At 67.8% G+C, this 15862-nt stretch carries 12 protein-coding genes; 10 read left to right on the plus strand and 2 right to left on the minus strand.

Translation table 11 applies throughout. The annotated features are described in order from the left end of the window. Window positions 1-8 precede the first annotated feature (8 nt). The 3 genes from infB (at window position 9) to RQG77_RS02755 (ending at window position 5642) form a co-directional block, all read left to right on the plus strand. Window positions 9-2873, plus strand: a complete 2865-nt coding sequence (gene infB, locus RQG77_RS02745) for a translation initiation factor IF-2 (RefSeq protein WP_311243322.1) — start codon at window positions 9-11, stop codon at window positions 2871-2873. 75 nt (window positions 2874-2948) lie between these two features. Next, window positions 2949-3383 (plus strand): 30S ribosome-binding factor RbfA, encoded by a 435-nt coding sequence (gene rbfA, locus RQG77_RS02750; RefSeq protein ID WP_311243323.1) that lies wholly within the window; start codon window positions 2949-2951, stop codon window positions 3381-3383. A 132-nt stretch (window positions 3384-3515) separates the two neighbouring features. Then, window positions 3516-5642, plus strand: a complete 2127-nt coding sequence (locus tag RQG77_RS02755; protein ID WP_311243324.1) for a helix-turn-helix transcriptional regulator — start codon at window positions 3516-3518, stop codon at window positions 5640-5642. Window positions 5643-5669: 27 nt separating this feature from the next. Here RQG77_RS02755 and RQG77_RS02760 read toward each other — a convergent pair whose 3' ends face one another. Then, a complete protein-coding gene (locus RQG77_RS02760) occupies window positions 5670-6560 on the minus strand; it encodes an A/G-specific adenine glycosylase (RefSeq protein WP_311243325.1) in 891 nt (296 codons plus the stop codon). A gap of 54 nt (window positions 6561-6614) precedes the next feature. Between RQG77_RS02760 and RQG77_RS02765 the strand changes: the two genes are divergently transcribed. From RQG77_RS02765 to RQG77_RS02795, 7 genes are all read left to right on the plus strand, one after another. Further along, the gene (locus tag RQG77_RS02765) at window positions 6615-7268 is read left to right on the plus strand and encodes a hypothetical protein (protein WP_311243326.1); all 654 of its coding nucleotides are present in this window, start codon (window positions 6615-6617) and stop codon (window positions 7266-7268) included. Window positions 7269-7296: 28 nt separating this feature from the next. Next, window positions 7297-8190 (plus strand): tRNA pseudouridine(55) synthase TruB, encoded by an 894-nt coding sequence (gene truB, locus RQG77_RS02770; RefSeq protein ID WP_311243327.1) that lies wholly within the window; start codon window positions 7297-7299, stop codon window positions 8188-8190. After that, window positions 8187-8555, plus strand: a complete 369-nt coding sequence (locus RQG77_RS02775; protein ID WP_311243328.1) for a hypothetical protein — start codon at window positions 8187-8189, stop codon at window positions 8553-8555. Before truB ends, RQG77_RS02775 begins: the two co-directional genes overlap by 4 nt. A gap of 80 nt (window positions 8556-8635) precedes the next feature. Beyond that, window positions 8636-9055 carry a hypothetical protein gene (locus RQG77_RS02780; RefSeq protein ID WP_396653382.1) on the plus strand — a complete coding sequence of 140 codons (420 nt, stop codon included), beginning with the start codon at window positions 8636-8638 and terminating at the stop codon, window positions 9053-9055. Next, on the plus strand, window positions 9052-10005 hold the full coding sequence (locus RQG77_RS02785; RefSeq protein WP_311243330.1) for a bifunctional riboflavin kinase/FAD synthetase: 954 nt from the start codon (window positions 9052-9054) through the stop codon (window positions 10003-10005). Before RQG77_RS02780 ends, RQG77_RS02785 begins: the two co-directional genes overlap by 4 nt. Window positions 10006-10213: 208 nt before the next feature. Further along, the gene (locus tag RQG77_RS02790; protein ID WP_311243331.1) at window positions 10214-12358 is read left to right on the plus strand and encodes a DEAD/DEAH box helicase; all 2145 of its coding nucleotides are present in this window, start codon (window positions 10214-10216) and stop codon (window positions 12356-12358) included. Between the two features lie 220 nt (window positions 12359-12578). Further along, window positions 12579-13607 (plus strand): ATP-dependent 6-phosphofructokinase, encoded by a 1029-nt coding sequence (locus RQG77_RS02795; protein ID WP_311243332.1) that lies wholly within the window; start codon window positions 12579-12581, stop codon window positions 13605-13607. A gap of 79 nt (window positions 13608-13686) precedes the next feature. On the opposite strand, the gene RQG77_RS02800 is transcribed toward RQG77_RS02795, so the two are convergent. Then, the gene (locus tag RQG77_RS02800; RefSeq protein ID WP_311243333.1) at window positions 13687-15786 is read right to left on the minus strand and encodes a S9 family peptidase; all 2100 of its coding nucleotides are present in this window, start codon (window positions 15784-15786) and stop codon (window positions 13687-13689) included. Window positions 15787-15862: the final 76 nt, after the last annotated feature.

Raw genomic sequence — 15862 nt, forward strand, 5'->3', positions numbered from 1 at the left:
GGAGAATTGTGGCTGGTAAACCACGCGTACACGAGATCGCCGCCGAACTCGGCGTCGACAGCAAGATCGCACTTGCAAAGCTCAAGGAACTCGGAGAGTTCGTCAAGAGCCCCTCTTCGACCATCGAACCTCCGGTGGCGCGCAAGCTGCGCGCTGCCATCGAGTCGGACGCCTCACTGAAGTCGTCCGGCGATGCAGCACCCGCTGCCGCCGCCAAGCCCGGTGCCGCCAAGACCGGTGCTGCCAAGCCCGGTGCTGCCAAGCCCGGTGCTGCGAAGCCCGGCGCTGGCAAGCCCGGTGCTGCCGACACCGCTGCGAAGTCGGCAGAGGCGACGTCCGACGCTGCAACTCCCGGTGCTGCGAAGCCCGGTTCCGGTGCACCGACTCCCGGCCCGAAGCCCGGACCCAAGCCGGCTCCTGCTCCGGAAGCGCCTGTCGCTGCTCCGGCAGCCGAGGCTCCGGCCGAGCCTGCTGCTCCGGCAGCGGCGACCCCCGGCCCCGCGGCTCCGAAGTCGAACGACGGCGGAGCTCCGAAGCCCGGTGCCCCTCGTCCCGGCAACAACCCGTTCTCCACCGCGCAGGGCATGGGACAGCGTCCCACCGGTCCGCGTCCGGGGAACAACCCCTTCGCCTCGGCGCAGGGCATGGGCCAGCGCCCGACGCCGGGTAACATCCCGCGTCCGCAGGCTCCGCGTCCCGGTGCCCCGCGTCCGGGTGCACCTCGTCCCGGTTCCCCCCGTCCCGGCGCTCCGCGCGGCGGTCAGGGTGGTCGTCCCGGTGGTGCACCGTTCCAGCAGCGTCCGGGTGGCCCCGGTCGCCCCGGCGGTGCGGGTGGCCCCGGTGCGGGCCCCGGTGCTCGTCCCGGCGGTGGCTTCGCAGGTCGTCCCGGTGGCGGTGGCGGTCGCGGTCGTGGCCCCGGTGGAGGTACCGCAGGTGCCTTCGGCAAGGGCGGCGGCAAGAGCAAGCAGCGCAAGTCGCGGCGGGCGAAGCGGCAGGAATTCGAGATGCGGAGCGCCCCGGTCGTCGGTGGTGTCAACGTCACCCGCGGCAACGGGGAGATCATCCGCATGCGCCGTGGCGCATCCATCGCGGACTTCGCCGACAAGATCGAGACGCTGACCGGTTACACGGTCCAGCCCGGAACCCTCGTGACGATCCTCTTCAACCTCGGCGAGATGGCCACGGCCACCGAGTCGCTGGACGAGGCGACGTTCGAGGTCCTGGGTGCTGAGCTCGGCTACAAGATCCAGATGGTCTCGCCCGAGGACGAGGACAAGGAGCTCCTCGAGGGCTTCGGTCTCAACCTCGAGCAGGAGCTCGAGGAGGAGAGCGAGGACGACCTCGAGATCCGTCCTCCGGTGGTCACCGTCATGGGTCACGTCGACCACGGTAAGACCCGACTCCTCGACGCGATCCGTCAGACCAACGTCATCGACGGTGAGGCCGGCGGCATTACGCAGCACATCGGTGCGTACCAGGTGTGGACGGAGCACGAGGGCATCGAGCGTGCCATCACCTTCATCGACACCCCGGGTCACGAGGCGTTCACCGCCATGCGTGCACGTGGAGCGCAGGTCACTGACCTCGCGATCCTCGTGGTCGCGGCCGACGACGGCATCATGCCGCAGACGGTCGAGGCGCTGAACCACGCCCAGGCGGCGAACGTGCCGATCGTGGTCGCGGTGAACAAGGTCGACAAGCCCGACGCCAACCCGGCCAAGGTTCGTCAGCAGCTCACCGAGTACGGTCTGGTCGCCGAGGAGTACGGCGGAGACGTCATGTTCGTCGATGTGTCGGCGCGAGCCAACACCGGCATTCAGGAACTCCTGGACGCGGTGCTGCTCACGGCTGACGCGGGTCTGGACCTCACGGCCAACCCGAACAAGGCCGCTCGCGGTGTCGCCATCGAGGCGAAGCTCGACAAGGGTCGCGGTTCGGTCGCCACGGTGCTGATCCAGTCCGGAACGCTCCGCGTCGGAGACGCGATCGTCGCCGGAACGGCCTACGGCCGAGTGCGTGCGATGGCGGACGAGAACGGCGAGCAGGTCCTCGAGGCCTACCCGTCGCGTCCGGTGCAGGTGCAGGGTCTGAACTCCGTGCCGCGAGCCGGCGACGTCTTCATCGTCACCGAAGAGGACCGCATGGCCCGCCAGATCGCTGAGAAGCGTGAAGCGGTCGAGCGCAACGCCCAGCTGGCCAAGGCCCGCAAGCGCATCTCGCTCGAGGACTTCACCCGTGCTCTCGAAGAGGGCAAGGTCGAGTCGCTCAACCTCATCATCAAGGGTGACGTCTCCGGTGCCGTCGAGGCACTCGAGGAGTCGCTGCTCAAGATCGAGGTCGACGACTCGGTGCAGCTCCGCATCATCCACCGCGGCGTCGGTGCGATCACGGAGTCCGACGTCAACCTCGCGACGATCGACAACGCGATCATCGTGGGCTTCAACGTCCGCCCCGACACGAAGGCGCGCGAGCGCGCTCAGCGTGAAGGCGTGGACATCCGGTTCTACTCGGTCATCTACAACGCGATCGACGAGATCGAGAGCTCGCTCAAGGGCATGCTCAAGCCGGAGTACGAAGAGGTCCAGTCGGGTGTCGCCGAGATCCGCGAGGTGTTCCGCTCCTCGAAGTTCGGCAACATCGCCGGTGTCATCGTGCGGTCGGGAACGATCACGCGAAACGCCAAGGCTCGTGTCATCCGCGACGGTGTGGTGATCGCCGATGGCCTCGCCATCGAGTCGCTGCGTCGCTTCAAGGACGACGTCACCGAGGTGCGCACGGACTACGAGGCCGGTATCGGCCTCGGCAAGTTCAACGACATCCAGATCGGTGACGAGATCGAGACCACTGAGCTGGTCGAGAAGCCTCGCGGCTGATCACGTCAGATATATGTCTTCGGGCGAGGATGCGTCATGCATCCTCGCCCGAAGGGTACGTAGAGGGAGAGAACAATGGCTGGTGAACGACAGGCACGTCTGGCCGATCGCATTCGTGTGATCCTCGCTGAGCGACTCGAGAAGGGGCTGCGAGACCCGCGCCTCGGCTTCGTGACGATCACCGACGTCCGCGTGAGCGGCGACCTGCAGCACGCATCGGTGTTCTACACGGTGCTCGGCACCGAAGAGGAGCGTCTCTCCAGCGGGGCGGCTCTGACGTCGGCGACCGGGATGCTGCGCAGCGAGGTCGGCAAGCAGCTGAGCACCCGGCTCGTCCCGACGCTCGAGTTCATCCCCGACGCGCTGCCCGAGAACGCCGACCACATCTCGGCACTCCTCCGTGAGGCTCAGCAGCGCGACGCCGATGTGGCGAAGCTCGCGTCGTCCGCATCGCACGCAGGCGACGCAGACCCGTACATCCGCCAGGACGACGACGACACGCTTTCCTGAATATCGGCGCCCTCGTCTGAGGGTCCGCGTGTCTTGATAATCTCAGTCCGCACGGGCGGTCCACCCGTGGGGACTGGGGGGTTCGACATCGACGCTTCGCGCGCGCACGGGGTGACTTCGGTCGCATCCGTCATGATGGAGGAGATCCTCGACGACCTCCTTGCGCATGGGCTGAGCTGTGCGCCGCATGTCGCCGCTCGCCTCGCTTCTGAGCTCGCGACGGACGGCCCGACCATCAGGGCGGTTGCGGCCAGGCTCGATCCCGCTCAACGCCAGGGTCTGAGGGCGCTGCCGTCCCCGCTGCCCATGGTCCCCTCGATCGAGGTGCTGTTCGCGCACCTGGAACTCGCGCCTGCCGATCGCGAGCTCCTCGTGGCAGTGTCCCTGCGTCTCGACGACCGGCTCGCTCCGCTCCTCGATTTCGCAGGTGAGACCGCCGCCGAGTTGCACCGTGGCGTCGTCGGAGGACATCTGGAGATGCATGCCGGTCGCGTCCGCCTCATAGAGCCGCGCCTGGCCATCTGGCTGAGAGCGACGACCGCGCCATCCGTGGCGGTCGCTGTCCACGCGCGACTGCACCGTGTCTTCCGCGAACGCGGTGAAAAGGTCGACGCGGACTGGCACAAGGCCCGTGCATCGATGCACGGGGAGCCGGTCGCGGCCGGCGAGCTGGTCCGAATAGCGAGGGAGCTCTCCGAGGCAGGGCGCAGTGAGAGGGCGTTCCACCTGGCCGCAGAGGCTGCGGCTCATGCGCACGGCACGACCAGGGACGAGGCGAACCTGGTCGCCGGCGTCGCCGCGATCGCTGCCGGTCACGCTGTCGAAGCAGCGAGCAGACTCGCGACGCTGTTCCCCGACGGCGAAGAACATCAGCGACTGCAGGGACTGGGCGGTCTGCTCGTCGCCCAAGCGCACCTTCGAGGCGCCGTACCGCAATTCGATGCAGAGGCTTTTCGACCCCGCAGCGATGACGCCGGGCTCTGGTACTCCTGGGCGCGTGCCGCCGCCTTCGCCGCCGTGCTGTGTGCTGAACGCGGAGACCGTACCGGCATGCGCGTATGGCTCGACGAGCTCCGAGAGGGGTGCACGAGATCGGGAGCGGAGCAATCGCTGCGCGATCCCGTCGTCGCGCTCGCCTGGCTCGTCGGGGGTGACCGCGGCGCGGCGGAGGTGCACGGAGCAGGACCCCTCACAGGCGGGATGCTTAGGGCGCTGCATGCGGCCGTGGAAGGAGATGTCGACAGGGGCCTCCGGCTGCTGGCCGTGGGCGACTCGGGAATCGACGTCGAGGTCGATCCGTTCGTCGCCGGGTTCGAGTCCAGTCCGCTCGTCGGTGCGTACCGTGCGGTTGTCGAGGTGCTGTTGCTCATGTGGCGCGGAGACATCGGCGCCGCACGCGAGACGATGCTCCGCGCCTCACTCGAGCTGCCGATCGCCGTCCCTTTCGCGGGCCTCGGCGTGGTCATCGCTCGACGGCTCGACCTCGCCGTGCTCGGCAGGCTCGGCCCTTTCGCCAGAGCGCTTACTTGCGCGCTCCCTCCGCCCGTCCGTATCGACCAGCTCGTCGATCGTGGAATCGAGGCCTTCCTCGCCGGTGCTTCCGCCGAGGCGGCAGCATGCATGCGCGTCTGGCGGGATCGCGGAGCGCCCCAGACGACGATGTCGGTGCCGGGCCTCGAGGAGGCGATCGTCGTCGCGGACGTCGCTTCGTGGAGCACGCAGCGGATCGAACCACCGGAGATCACCCTCGCTCAGCAGCTGAGGATTCGCATCACGAGCTGTTCGGACGAGGAGTGGCGTGTCGAACGTCCGCGAGTCGTCGATGCAGCGCGGACGCTCACCTCTCCGTTCTCTCGAGGGCGGGTCGAGGCCATGATCGGAACACGCTCTCTCATCAGGGGTGACCTGGAGATCGGGCGAGAGCATCTCGCGACCGCTGTCAGTCTTCTGGACGTCTCAGGCGCCGCTGCGTGGTCGCGCGCGATCGCCGCGCGGCTCGCCTCTGAGGATCGTCTGTCCACATCGGCGGGCGACCCGCTCTCGTCGTGCCGACGCGTCTGGGAGTCGATAGTGACAGCCCGGGAACTCGAGGTCGCGATGCTCGTCGTCAGCGGTGCATCCAATCGAGACATCGCCGATTCGCTCCATGTCTCGGTTCGCACCGTCGAGGTGCACCTGGGGCGCGTCTTCGCGAAGCTGGAGGTGCGAACCAGGGTCGAGCTGACCGTGCTCGCGCATCGGATCGGGCAGTACGTCTGACCGGCGTCGCTCGAGTGCGGGGAAGTCTCACCGGGGGAGTGAGAGCGTCTCGCCGTCGGCTTCGGCGAGCCCGTCGGCGATGAGCGAATCGATCGCCCTGTCGCGCTGAAGCGGATCCGGCCAGTCGGGCAGCACGCCCGGCAACAGCACCGGCTCCGGTGCGGCGGAGCGAAGGACGCGCAGAACCGCTCCTCTGGCTTGACGGTCGGAGCCCTCGAAAGTCGCCTGGCGTCGTCGAGTGTCACCGGTGTCGGGGCGTCCGGCCGCCACCCAGGCGCAGTCGTCGATCAGCGGACAGATCTCGCAGCGAGGCGAACGTGACGTGCAGACCGTCGCGCCGAGTTCCATAGCGGCCGCATTGAACACAGCGGACTCGTCGTCGCCGACGGGGAGCAGCGAGTCCATGAGGTCGAGGTCCCGACGAGACGGCGAGCCGGGCTGCGCCTGTCCGAGCACCGCCCGCGCGAGTACCCGACGCGTGTTCGTGTCGACGACGGGATGCCGGTCGCCGTAGGCGAAGACTGCGACCGCCCTGGCCGTGTAATCGCCGATGCCTGAGAGGAGCAGGAGTGGTTCGACATCGCGGGGAACGACGCCCTCGTGGCGGTCCGTGATCTCGATCGCAGCCCGGTGCAGCCACAGTGCGCGCCGGGGATAGCCGAGGTTCGCCCACTGCTGCACGACCTCCGCAGGGGTGGCCTCTGCAAGTGCCCGCGGAGTGGGCCATCGGGAGAGCCACGCCTCGAGGTGCGGGATCACCCTGGTCACCGGCGTCTGCTGCAGCATGAACTCGCTGACGAGCGTGCCCCAGGCGCCGAACTCCTCGTGGAACTCGCGGCGTCGCCACGGGAGATCCCGCGCGGCATGTCGGTACCATGCAGCCAGAGGCGCCATCGTCGCAGCAGCGGGATGAGACATCGAGGGCACCTCGACAGCCTAGGCGAACAGAAGCGCGCACCGGAGGCGGGACATATGAAGACGATGACGAAGACGACGATGGCGATCATGTCGGGGACGCTCCTCGTGGGGTTGATCGCCGGGTGCGCCCCCGAGCCCACGACGGCGCCGACGTCGAACCCGTCGCCGTCCGCCACCGCCACTCTGACCCCCTCGCCATCGCCCAGCGCGGTGCCGACTGCTGACCCCGCCGATCCGACGACATGGGTCATCAGTGAAAGCGGCGTCGGTCCCATCAGCATCGGCGGCGACCTCACCGGCACTCTCGCCGGCCTACCCGACACGTGGACGAACGACACCGAGAACTGCGCGTGGACCGCGTGGTGGAATGCACCGGACTCGAGCTACGGGGTCTACTTCGTGCGGGGGACGGAGAGTGACACGGCGCCGATCGGAGAGATCTCGGTCTACACGGCCGCCGAGTCCCCGACCGCGGTCCCGAGTCCCCTCACCGCGGAGGGCATAGGGCTCGGAGCGACGAAGGCGGAAGTGTTGGCGGCGTACCCGGACGCGCAGGAGGGCACCGCGCAGATCGGCGGCGGCACATGGCTGATGCTTCCGGGCGACGACGCGGCTCATGTCTTCTTCGAGTTCCGTGAAGGCGCCGATGTGGCATCCGACATCGTCGTCACGACCCGCGACGAGCCCTCGTACGAGGTGTGCGGCTGAGCATCCGGTCGCACCGTAGGCTTGATGGATGGTCTCGCCCGGCATCCTCCTCGTCGACAAGCCCGCTGGACTGACCAGCCACGATGTGGTCGCGCGCACGCGTCGTGCGCTCGGAACCCGCAAGGTCGGGCACGCCGGTACCCTCGATCCGATGGCCACCGGCCTGCTCGTGATCGGCGTCGAGGGCGCTACGCGCCTGCTGACCTACATCGTCGGCGCGGACAAGACGTACGAGGCGACGATCAGGCTCGGGCAGACCACGGGCACGGACGATGCCGACGGCGAGATACTGACACGCGCACCCGAGCACGCATGGGATGCGGTGACACCGGAGCGGGTTGCGGCGGGTGTCACGGCGCTGACGGGCCAGATCTCGCAGGTGCCGAGCTCGGTGTCAGCGATCAAGGTCGACGGCCGACGCGCCTACGACCGGGTGCGGGCGGGGGAGGATGTCGTGCTCGCAGCGCGCGATGTCACTGTCTCCCGGTTCGAGATCCTCGCCGAGCGCTCGGGTGACGGCTTCCTCGATCTCGACGTCGTGGTCGACTGCTCGTCCGGCACCTACATCCGTTCACTGGCCCGCGATCTCGGTGCAGACCTCGGCGTCGGAGGACACCTCACGGCTCTGCGACGCACGCACGTGGGCGACTTCGGTGTCGCGGATGCCGTGATGATCGACGACATCGTCGAGACGGTGCTTCTGACTCCGGCGGCTGCGGCGGCACGGGTGCTCGATCCGCTCCTCGTCTCGGCGGCGGATGCCAGGGATCTCCGGCACGGTAAGCGGCTCACGGACCAGGCCTCTCGACTCAGCGGCGTCATGGCCGCCGCGATCGACGAGGACGGCGTCCTCGTCGGCGTCGTCGAGCGACGGGGAGCCGACCTGAAGAGCGCGATGAACATGCCCGAGGTGACCCGATGATCCTGTGGCTGACGATCGCCCAGATCGCGGTGGCGACCGCCGCCGGACTCTTCTGCGTCATCCTCGGTCTCACCGGCCGACGTCCCAGCGACTTCTCCGTCGGCGCGCTCGCGCTCGTCGAGCTGCTCCTGGTCATCCAGGTCGTCGTCGCGATCGTGGCTCCTCTCGTCGGCAACCCTCCGACCGGTGATCTGCTCGAATACTGGGTCTATCTCGTGTCCGCGGTACTGCTGCCGATCGGTGCGGTGCTGTGGGCGCTCATGGAGAGAAGCAGGTGGAGCACGGTCATCCTCGGAGTCGCCGGGCTCGCCGTCGCGATCATGGTCTGGCGCATGCACGTCATCTGGACGATCCAGGTCGCCTGAGCGTCCTGGTGCGCATCCTGGGCACTCGGCCCGGACCTAGAATGGAGGGCGCTATGAGCACCTCCGTCCCCACCTCCCGGATGACCGGCATCGGCCGTGTCCTCGTGATCGTCTACGCCGTCATGGCGCTGGCGGCGACCGGTCGAAGCTTCGTGCAGATCTTCCGGCAGTTCGACGAGGCGCCGCTGGCGTACTCGCTCTCGGCGTTGGCGGCCGTCGTCTACATCCTCGCGACCCTGGCGCTCGTGCTCGCGAATCGGCGCGGCTGGTACGTCGTGGCGTGGGTCGCGATCGTATTCGAGCTCACCGGCGTCCTGGTGATCGGCGCGCTCAGCATCTTCTTCCCCGACCTCTTCCCGCATGACACCGTCTGGTCGATGTTCGGGCGTGGCTACGTGTTCATCCCACTCGTGCTTCCGGTCTTCGGGATCTGGTGGCTGCGCACCCACCGACCGAGCCGCGCTGTGCAGGAGGCACCCGCCGCCGAGGTGTCGGCATGATCGTCTTCCGCGACCCACAGGACGTCCCGCAGGACTTCGGTCCCTCCGCCGTCGCGATCGGCAAGTTCGACGGCGTCCATGCCGGGCATCGAGCGGTCATCCGCCGGCTGAAGCAGGTCGCCGACGAGTCCGGCCTCCGCACGGTCGCCGTCACGTTCGATCGCAACCCGCTCGCCGTGCTGCGACCCGATCGCTGCCCCGAGAACGTCGTCACCGTCGAACGCAAGATCGAACTGCTGAGCGAGCTCGAACTCGACGCGACCCTGCTGCTCACCTTCGACGCCGAGTTCGCCGCACGCAGCGCCGAGGAGTTCGTCACGAGCATCCTGGTCGGTGCGCTCGGCGTGTCGACGGTGCTCGTGGGCGAGGACTTCCGGTTCGGGCGCGGGGGAGCGGGAACGCCTGCGTTGCTGCGGGAGATGGGGCCCACGCACGGCTTCACCGTCGAGGTCGTCGACGATGTCTTTCTGGATGGCTCCGATCGACGGGTCTCGTCGACCTGGATCCGCGAACTGCTGATGGACGGTGACGTGACCACCGCTGCGCGCGTGCTCGACCGCCACGTCGATGTGCGGGGCGAGGTCGTGCACGGTCTCAAGCGCGGCAGGGAACTCGGATTCCCGACCGCGAACCTCTCGGCCTCGGTCGACTCGTTCGTGCCGGGCGACGGGGTCTATGCCGGATGGCTCGTCGACCACGAGACCGGGATCCGTCACCGGGCGGCGATCTCGGTGGGTACCAACCCGACCTTCGACGACGTCCTCGAGCGCCAGGTCGAAGCGCACGTGCTCGGTGAGACCGACCTCGATCTCTACGGCCACGACGTCACGGTCGAGTTCGTCGAACGTCTGCGTGGCATGGTCGCCTTCGAGGGCATCGAGAAGCTCAAGGCGCAGATGGCGGCCGACGTCACCGATGCCGAACAGGTGCTCGCAGCTCAGAGAAGCTGAACTCCGCACCAACTCTCCGTGACGTGATCTCGGCCCCACGGTCGGCATGGCGTAGAATGGGTGTCGGTGGTCGACGAATCTCGCGGCTGAGTCGCGCGTCGATGACCACCGGAACTACTGTTCGTACGGTCCTGGCTCACGCCACACGCGGACATCGAGAACGGCTGCCGCATCCTGTGGATGCTCGGCCTTCACGCTCAGGAGGAGCATGCCGACCACGGCGACTGCCGCAACGCGGCGCAAGAAGACGTCTCGTCGCGACGATGAGGCGCCCCTCATCCCGATCCTCGCGCGCAAGGTGCGCGAGATCGAGGCGAAGTCGCAGCGGGGCAAGCTCGGCCCGACGAACCGGGTGAAGTTCCAGGTGATCGCGTTCCTGGTGCGCGAAGAGCGCGCGAGGGTCAAGGCGGATGCCGAGATCGCCGATGCGGCCCGTGCGGAGCTGCTCAAGAGGCTCGACGGCGTCGCGACGATCCTCGCCAAGACCGCTGCCCGCGACACATCGCTGATCCAGCTGCTCGAAGCCGATCAGGCGACGTCGCCGGTGGCGAAACGCATGCGTCGCGACTGGCTGCTCGAGTCGGGCGCGGAACTCGCGCCCGAAGAGCTCATCATCGCCGACATCGCGCCCGTGCAGACGTCCGTCGTGTCCGCCGCGATCGCCGAACGTCAGGTGACGCCCCCGTCGGTCGAATCGCGCCAGCTCGCGAACCCGTTCCTCGCTCCGGATCTCACTCCGCGAGCAAGCACCACCCCCCGTCGTCGCCTCGACGGCTGGGAGCTCATGGGCCCCCTCTACAAGGCGTTCGAGACGGGTGCCGGGGGTGGCGCGGCAAGCATGGATCTCCCGCCCGCACCCGAGTACGACCACCTCTCGCCGAAGGGCCTCGAGGTGATGGTGCACCAGTCGCGCTTCCTCGAGGCTGTGCGCGAGGGACACAGGAGCTTCCTCCTCGCCGACGAGCCCGGCCTTGGCAAGACGGCTCAGTCCGTGCTCGCCGCGTCCGTCGCCGGCGCCTACCCGCTTCTCGTGGTGGTGCCCAACGTCGTGAAGATGAACTGGGCGCGCGAGGTCGAGCGCTGGACGCCGCAGCGCCGAGCGACGGTCATCCAGGGCGATGGCGCCGACATCGACGCGTTCGCCGACATCTTCATCGTGAACTACGAGATCCTCGATCGTCACATGTCGTGGCTCGCGTCGATCGGACTTCGGGGAATGGTCGTCGACGAGGCGCACTTCATCAAGAACCTCAGCTCCCAGCGATCCCAGAACGTACTCTCGCTCGCCAACCGGGTGCGCGAGCGCACACCGGGCGGCAACCCGCTGATGCTCGCACTCACGGGAACGCCTTTGATCAACGACGTCGAGGACTTCGACGCGATCTGGCGCTTCCTCGGCTGGACGACGGGCGAGAAGCCCGGCCCTGAACTGATGGAGAAGCTCGACGCGACGGGGTTCACACCCGCAGACAAGGCGTTCTATCCCGAGGCCCGTGAAGCGGTCATCTCGATGGGCATCGTCCGCCGCAAGAAGAAGGACGTCGCGGCCGACCTCCCCGACAAGCTCATCGCCGATCTGCCGGTACAGCTGGACGACGACTTCGGGCGCAGCATCCGTCAGGCGGAGCGCGAACTCGGGGAGCGTCTCGCCGCTCGCTACCGCAGGATCATCGAGGCTCGCGGCGACCGCGGACTCGCACCGGGCGAGATCGACGAGGACATCGTTCGACTGGTCGCTCAGAACGAGCTCGAGGAGTCGAAGGCCGCCGGCACCGGAGGCGACAACGTCTTCACCATGGTGCGTCGCATCGGACAGGCGAAGGCGCAGCTCGCGGCGGATTATGCCGCGCAGCTGCAGCGCTCGGTGGGAAAGGTCGTGTTCTTCGCGAAGCACATCGACGTGATGGATCAGGCCGAGGCGCACTTCGCATCGGCAGGCATCCGTTCGGTGTCGATCCGTGGCGACCAGACGTCGACCGCACGTCAGCAGGCGATCGACGACTTCAACAGCGATCCCGACGTCGGCATCGCGGTGTGCTCGCTGACGGCGGCCGGTGTGGGCCTCAACATGCAGGCGGCATCCAACGTCGTCCTCGCAGAGCTCTCGTGGACCGCTGCGGAGCAGACCCAGGCGATCGACCGTGTGCACCGCATCGGTCAGGACGAGCCGGTCACGGCGTGGCGGATCATCGCGGCGCACACCGTCGACGCGAAGATCGCCGAGCTCATCGACCAGAAGCAGGGGCTCGCGGCGCGGGCTCTCGACGGTGAGGCCGTCGATGACGCGGCGGCGGAGCCCGTGCAGCTCGGGGCGCTCATGCACCTTCTGCGGGAAGCCCTCGGAGCGACCTGACAGTAGGAGTTCTCGAGAATCGGCGTTAAGAATCTCGATTCTTGGCGCCGATTTCTCGTTCTCTTGGCCCGCGTAAGGCATTTCTTGCGAATCGTCCCGAGGCGACCGCAAGATCCTCGGTTTTCGTCGCCTCGAATGGCGCGTGCGCGTATCGGGGCACTAGTGTCGATCGCAGGCAGCGTCGCCTTTTCCCCTTCCCCTGAACCCGTCTGAGGCAAGCATGAAGATCGGCATTCTGACGAGCGGTGGCGACTGCCCCGGACTCAACGCGGTGATCCGCGGAATCGTGCTCAAGGGCACCACGACCTACGACCTCGAGTTCGTCGGCATCCGCGACGGATGGCGAGGCGTCGTCGACGGAGACTTCTTCCCCCTCACCCGGCACGAGGTGAAGGGCCTGTCGAAGGTCGGCGGAACGATCCTCGGCACCAGCCGCACCAACCCGTACGAGGGTGAGCGCGGCGGCGCGGAGAACATCGCCAAGACGCTCTACGGCCACAAGATCGACGGCATCATCGCGATCGGCGGCGAGGGGACCCTCGCAGCAGCCGACCGCCTCGCGAAGGACGGCATCAACGTCATCGGCGTGCCGAAGACCATCGACAACGACCTCCGCGCCACCGACTACTCGTTCGGCTTCGACACGGCCGTCAATATCGCCACGGACGCGATGGACCGTCTGCGCACCACAGGAGACTCGCACCAGCGCTGCATGGTGGCCGAGGTCATGGGGCGCCACGTCGGCTGGATCGCGCTGCACGCCGGCATGGCGGCGGGCGCGCACGCCATCTGCATTCCCGAAGTCCCGATGTCGATCGACGACATCACCGAACTCGTCTCGAGCGCCCACGATCGCGGTCGCGCGCCGCTCGTCGTGGTCTCCGAGGGGTTCAAGCTGCTCGGCATGGACGAGGCCTACAGCGACAAGGGGCTGGACGCATTCAACCGCCCCCGTCTGGGCGGCATCGGCGACCAGCTCGCACCGGCGATCGAGCGGATCACCGGAATCGAGACTCGCGCCACGATCCTCGGTCACATCCAGCGCGGCGGATCGCCCTCCGCATTCGACCGCGTGCTCGCCACGCGACTCGGACTGCACGCTGCCGATGCCCTGGTGGACGGCGCGTGGGGCCAGATGGTCGCCATGCAGGGGACCGACATCGTGCGTGTGCCGTTCGCTGAGGCCCTCGGCGAGCTCAACACGGTTCCCCGCGCCCGCTACGACGAGGCTGCCGCCCTGTTCGGCTGAGCCGACGGCGAGACACCACACCCCTCACGAGAACGGGCCGATCCTCACCGGATCGGCCCGTTCTCGTCGCTGAGGGTGGTCAGCGTGCGGCGAGCCCGACCGTGTCGAGGATCCACGCCAGCTCGAAGGCGCGTTCCTTCCACGAGTTGTACCGCCCGCTCACTCCACCGTGACCGGCGACCATCTCGCACTTGAGCAGTGCGTCCGAGGCTCCTGCGACCCGCAGCGCCGCGATCCACTTGGCGGGCTCCACGTAGAGCACGCGGGTGTCATTGAGGGAGGTGACCGCCAGGATGCGGGGATACTCGACGCCCTCCCGCACGTTCTCGTACGGCGAGTACGACTTCATGTACTCGTAGACGTCGGCGCCGTGCAGGGGGTCACCCCATTCGTCCCATTCGATCACCGTGAGCGGGAGCGAGGGGTCGAGGATCGTCGTGAGCGCGTCGACGAACGGAACGGCGGCCAGAACTCCGGCGAAGAGCTCGGGAGCGAGGTTCGTGATGGCTCCCATGAGCAAGCCGCCGGCGCTGCCGCCCTCCGCGACGAGTCGTTCGGGGGTCGTGATGCCCTGCTCGACGAGATGCTCGGCGCATGCGACGAAGTCGGTGAACGTGTTGCGCTTGTTCAGCAGCTTGCCGTCTTCGTACCACTGCCGTCCCATCTCGCCACCACCGCGCACGTGCGCGACGGCGAAGACGATGCCTCGGTCGAGCTCGGACAGACGGGCGACCGAGAAGCCGGGGTCGATCGAGTGCTCGTACGACCCGTAGCCGTAGAGATGCACGGGTCGAGCCTCGGAGCCCGGATCACCGAAGGAGCGCTTCCAGACGAGCGAGATCGGCACCTGCGTGCCATCGGATGCGGTGGCCCAGGCGCGCTGCTGGCCGTAGTCGAGAGGGTCGTAGCCGCCGAGGACGGCGACCTGCTTGCGGAGTTCGAGCTCGCGCGTCGCGAGGTCGAGCTCGTACACGGTGCCGGGCGTGACGAACGAGGTGTAGCCGAGGCGCAGGTACGGCGAGTGCCATTCCGGGTTGCCGCTGACACCGGCCGAGTACAGCGGTTCGTCGAAGACGATGTCCTCCACGGCATCCGTCGAGTAATCGAGCAGCCCGACGCGCTCGAGTCCCTCACTGCGGTACTCGACCGTGGCGAAGTCGCGGAACGCGTCCATACCGAGGAGTCGGCGCCCCGGTTCGTGCGCCAGGACGACCCGACGCTCGCCCCCGGGGGCGGATGCGGCGACCGACACGAGCTCGAAGTCCAGAGCGCCGTCGTTGTGGAGGATGTACAGGCGGTCCTCTCCGTCGACGACCGCGTGCTCGAGCGAGTACTCGACGCCCTCGCGCCGGGGCCAGACGATCTCGGGCGGCGCGGTCAGGTCACCCGAGAGATCGACGAGGTACTCCTCGCTCGTGATGCTGGAGCCGACGGCGATCACCAGGTACCTGCGACTTCGGGTGATTCCGGCGCCCAGCCAGTACTTCTCGTCAGGTTCGTGGAAGAGCTTCACGTCCTCGGCCACCGGCGTGCCGAGGCGGTGCAACCAGAGGGTGTCAGGGCGCCAGGCATCGTCCCTGGTCGTGTAGAGAATCCCGGTGCCGTCAGGGGTGAAGAACGCGCCTCCCGTGTCGGGGATCTCGTCGGCGAGAGTCTCTCCGGTGATGAGATCGCGGACGTGCACCGTGTAGAGCTCATCGCCCTCGAAGTCCGTCGCCCACAGCAGTCTGGTGGCATCGTCCGACGTGTCGAACGCGCCGAGCGAGAAGAACTCGTGGCCCTCGGCCTCGACGTTGCCATCGAGCAGCACGGTTTCACCTGGCACGGTCACGCCGGGTTCGAGCACCGGGGGAGTCCAGTCGCCCTCGGCCGCAGCAGTACGACAATGGATGCCGTACTGGGAGCCCTCCTCGGTGCGGCTGTAGTACCACCAGTCGCCGCGCCGAGTCGGCACGGAGAGGTCCGTCTCCTGCACCCGGCCCTTGATCTCCTGGAACAGCGTCTCGCGCAGTTCGGCGAGGTGGGCGAGCTCGGACTCGGTGTGCGCGTTCTCCGCTTCGAGGTGCGCGATCACCTCGGGGGAGTCCTTCTCACGCAGCCATTCGTACGGGTCATCGAAGGCGTCCCCGTGGTGAGTGCGGAGTGTCGAGCGGCGGTCTGCGATCGGGGCATCAGTCACGGCTCCCACGCTAGCCCAGGTCGAGTTGACCGGCACCCGACAGGGTGGGAGGATTGCTCGGGGCCGGTTAACGGAA

Origin of the sequence: Microbacterium sp. WCS2018Hpa-23 (assembly GCF_031843845.1) — a bacterium.
In the GTDB taxonomy this organism is placed as follows: domain Bacteria; phylum Actinomycetota; class Actinomycetes; order Actinomycetales; family Microbacteriaceae; genus Microbacterium.

Coding starts and splice junctions, on each gene's coding strand:
- rbfA (WP_311243323.1), top strand. CDS start 2,949: ATGGCTGGTGAACGACAGGCACGTCTGGCCGATCGCATTCGTGTGATC.
- RQG77_RS02755 (WP_311243324.1), top strand. CDS start 3,516: ATGATGGAGGAGATCCTCGACGACCTCCTTGCGCATGGGCTGAGCTGT.
- RQG77_RS02760 (WP_311243325.1), bottom strand. CDS start 6,560: ATGTCTCATCCCGCTGCTGCGACGATGGCGCCTCTGGCTGCATGGTAC.
- RQG77_RS02765 (WP_311243326.1), top strand. CDS start 6,615: ATGAAGACGATGACGAAGACGACGATGGCGATCATGTCGGGGACGCTC.
- truB (WP_311243327.1), top strand. CDS start 7,297: ATGGTCTCGCCCGGCATCCTCCTCGTCGACAAGCCCGCTGGACTGACC.
- RQG77_RS02775 (WP_311243328.1), top strand. CDS start 8,187: ATGATCCTGTGGCTGACGATCGCCCAGATCGCGGTGGCGACCGCCGCC.
- RQG77_RS02780 (WP_396653382.1), top strand. CDS start 8,636: ATGACCGGCATCGGCCGTGTCCTCGTGATCGTCTACGCCGTCATGGCG.
- RQG77_RS02785 (WP_311243330.1), top strand. CDS start 9,052: ATGATCGTCTTCCGCGACCCACAGGACGTCCCGCAGGACTTCGGTCCC.
- RQG77_RS02790 (WP_311243331.1), top strand. CDS start 10,214: ATGCCGACCACGGCGACTGCCGCAACGCGGCGCAAGAAGACGTCTCGT.
- RQG77_RS02795 (WP_311243332.1), top strand. CDS start 12,579: ATGAAGATCGGCATTCTGACGAGCGGTGGCGACTGCCCCGGACTCAAC.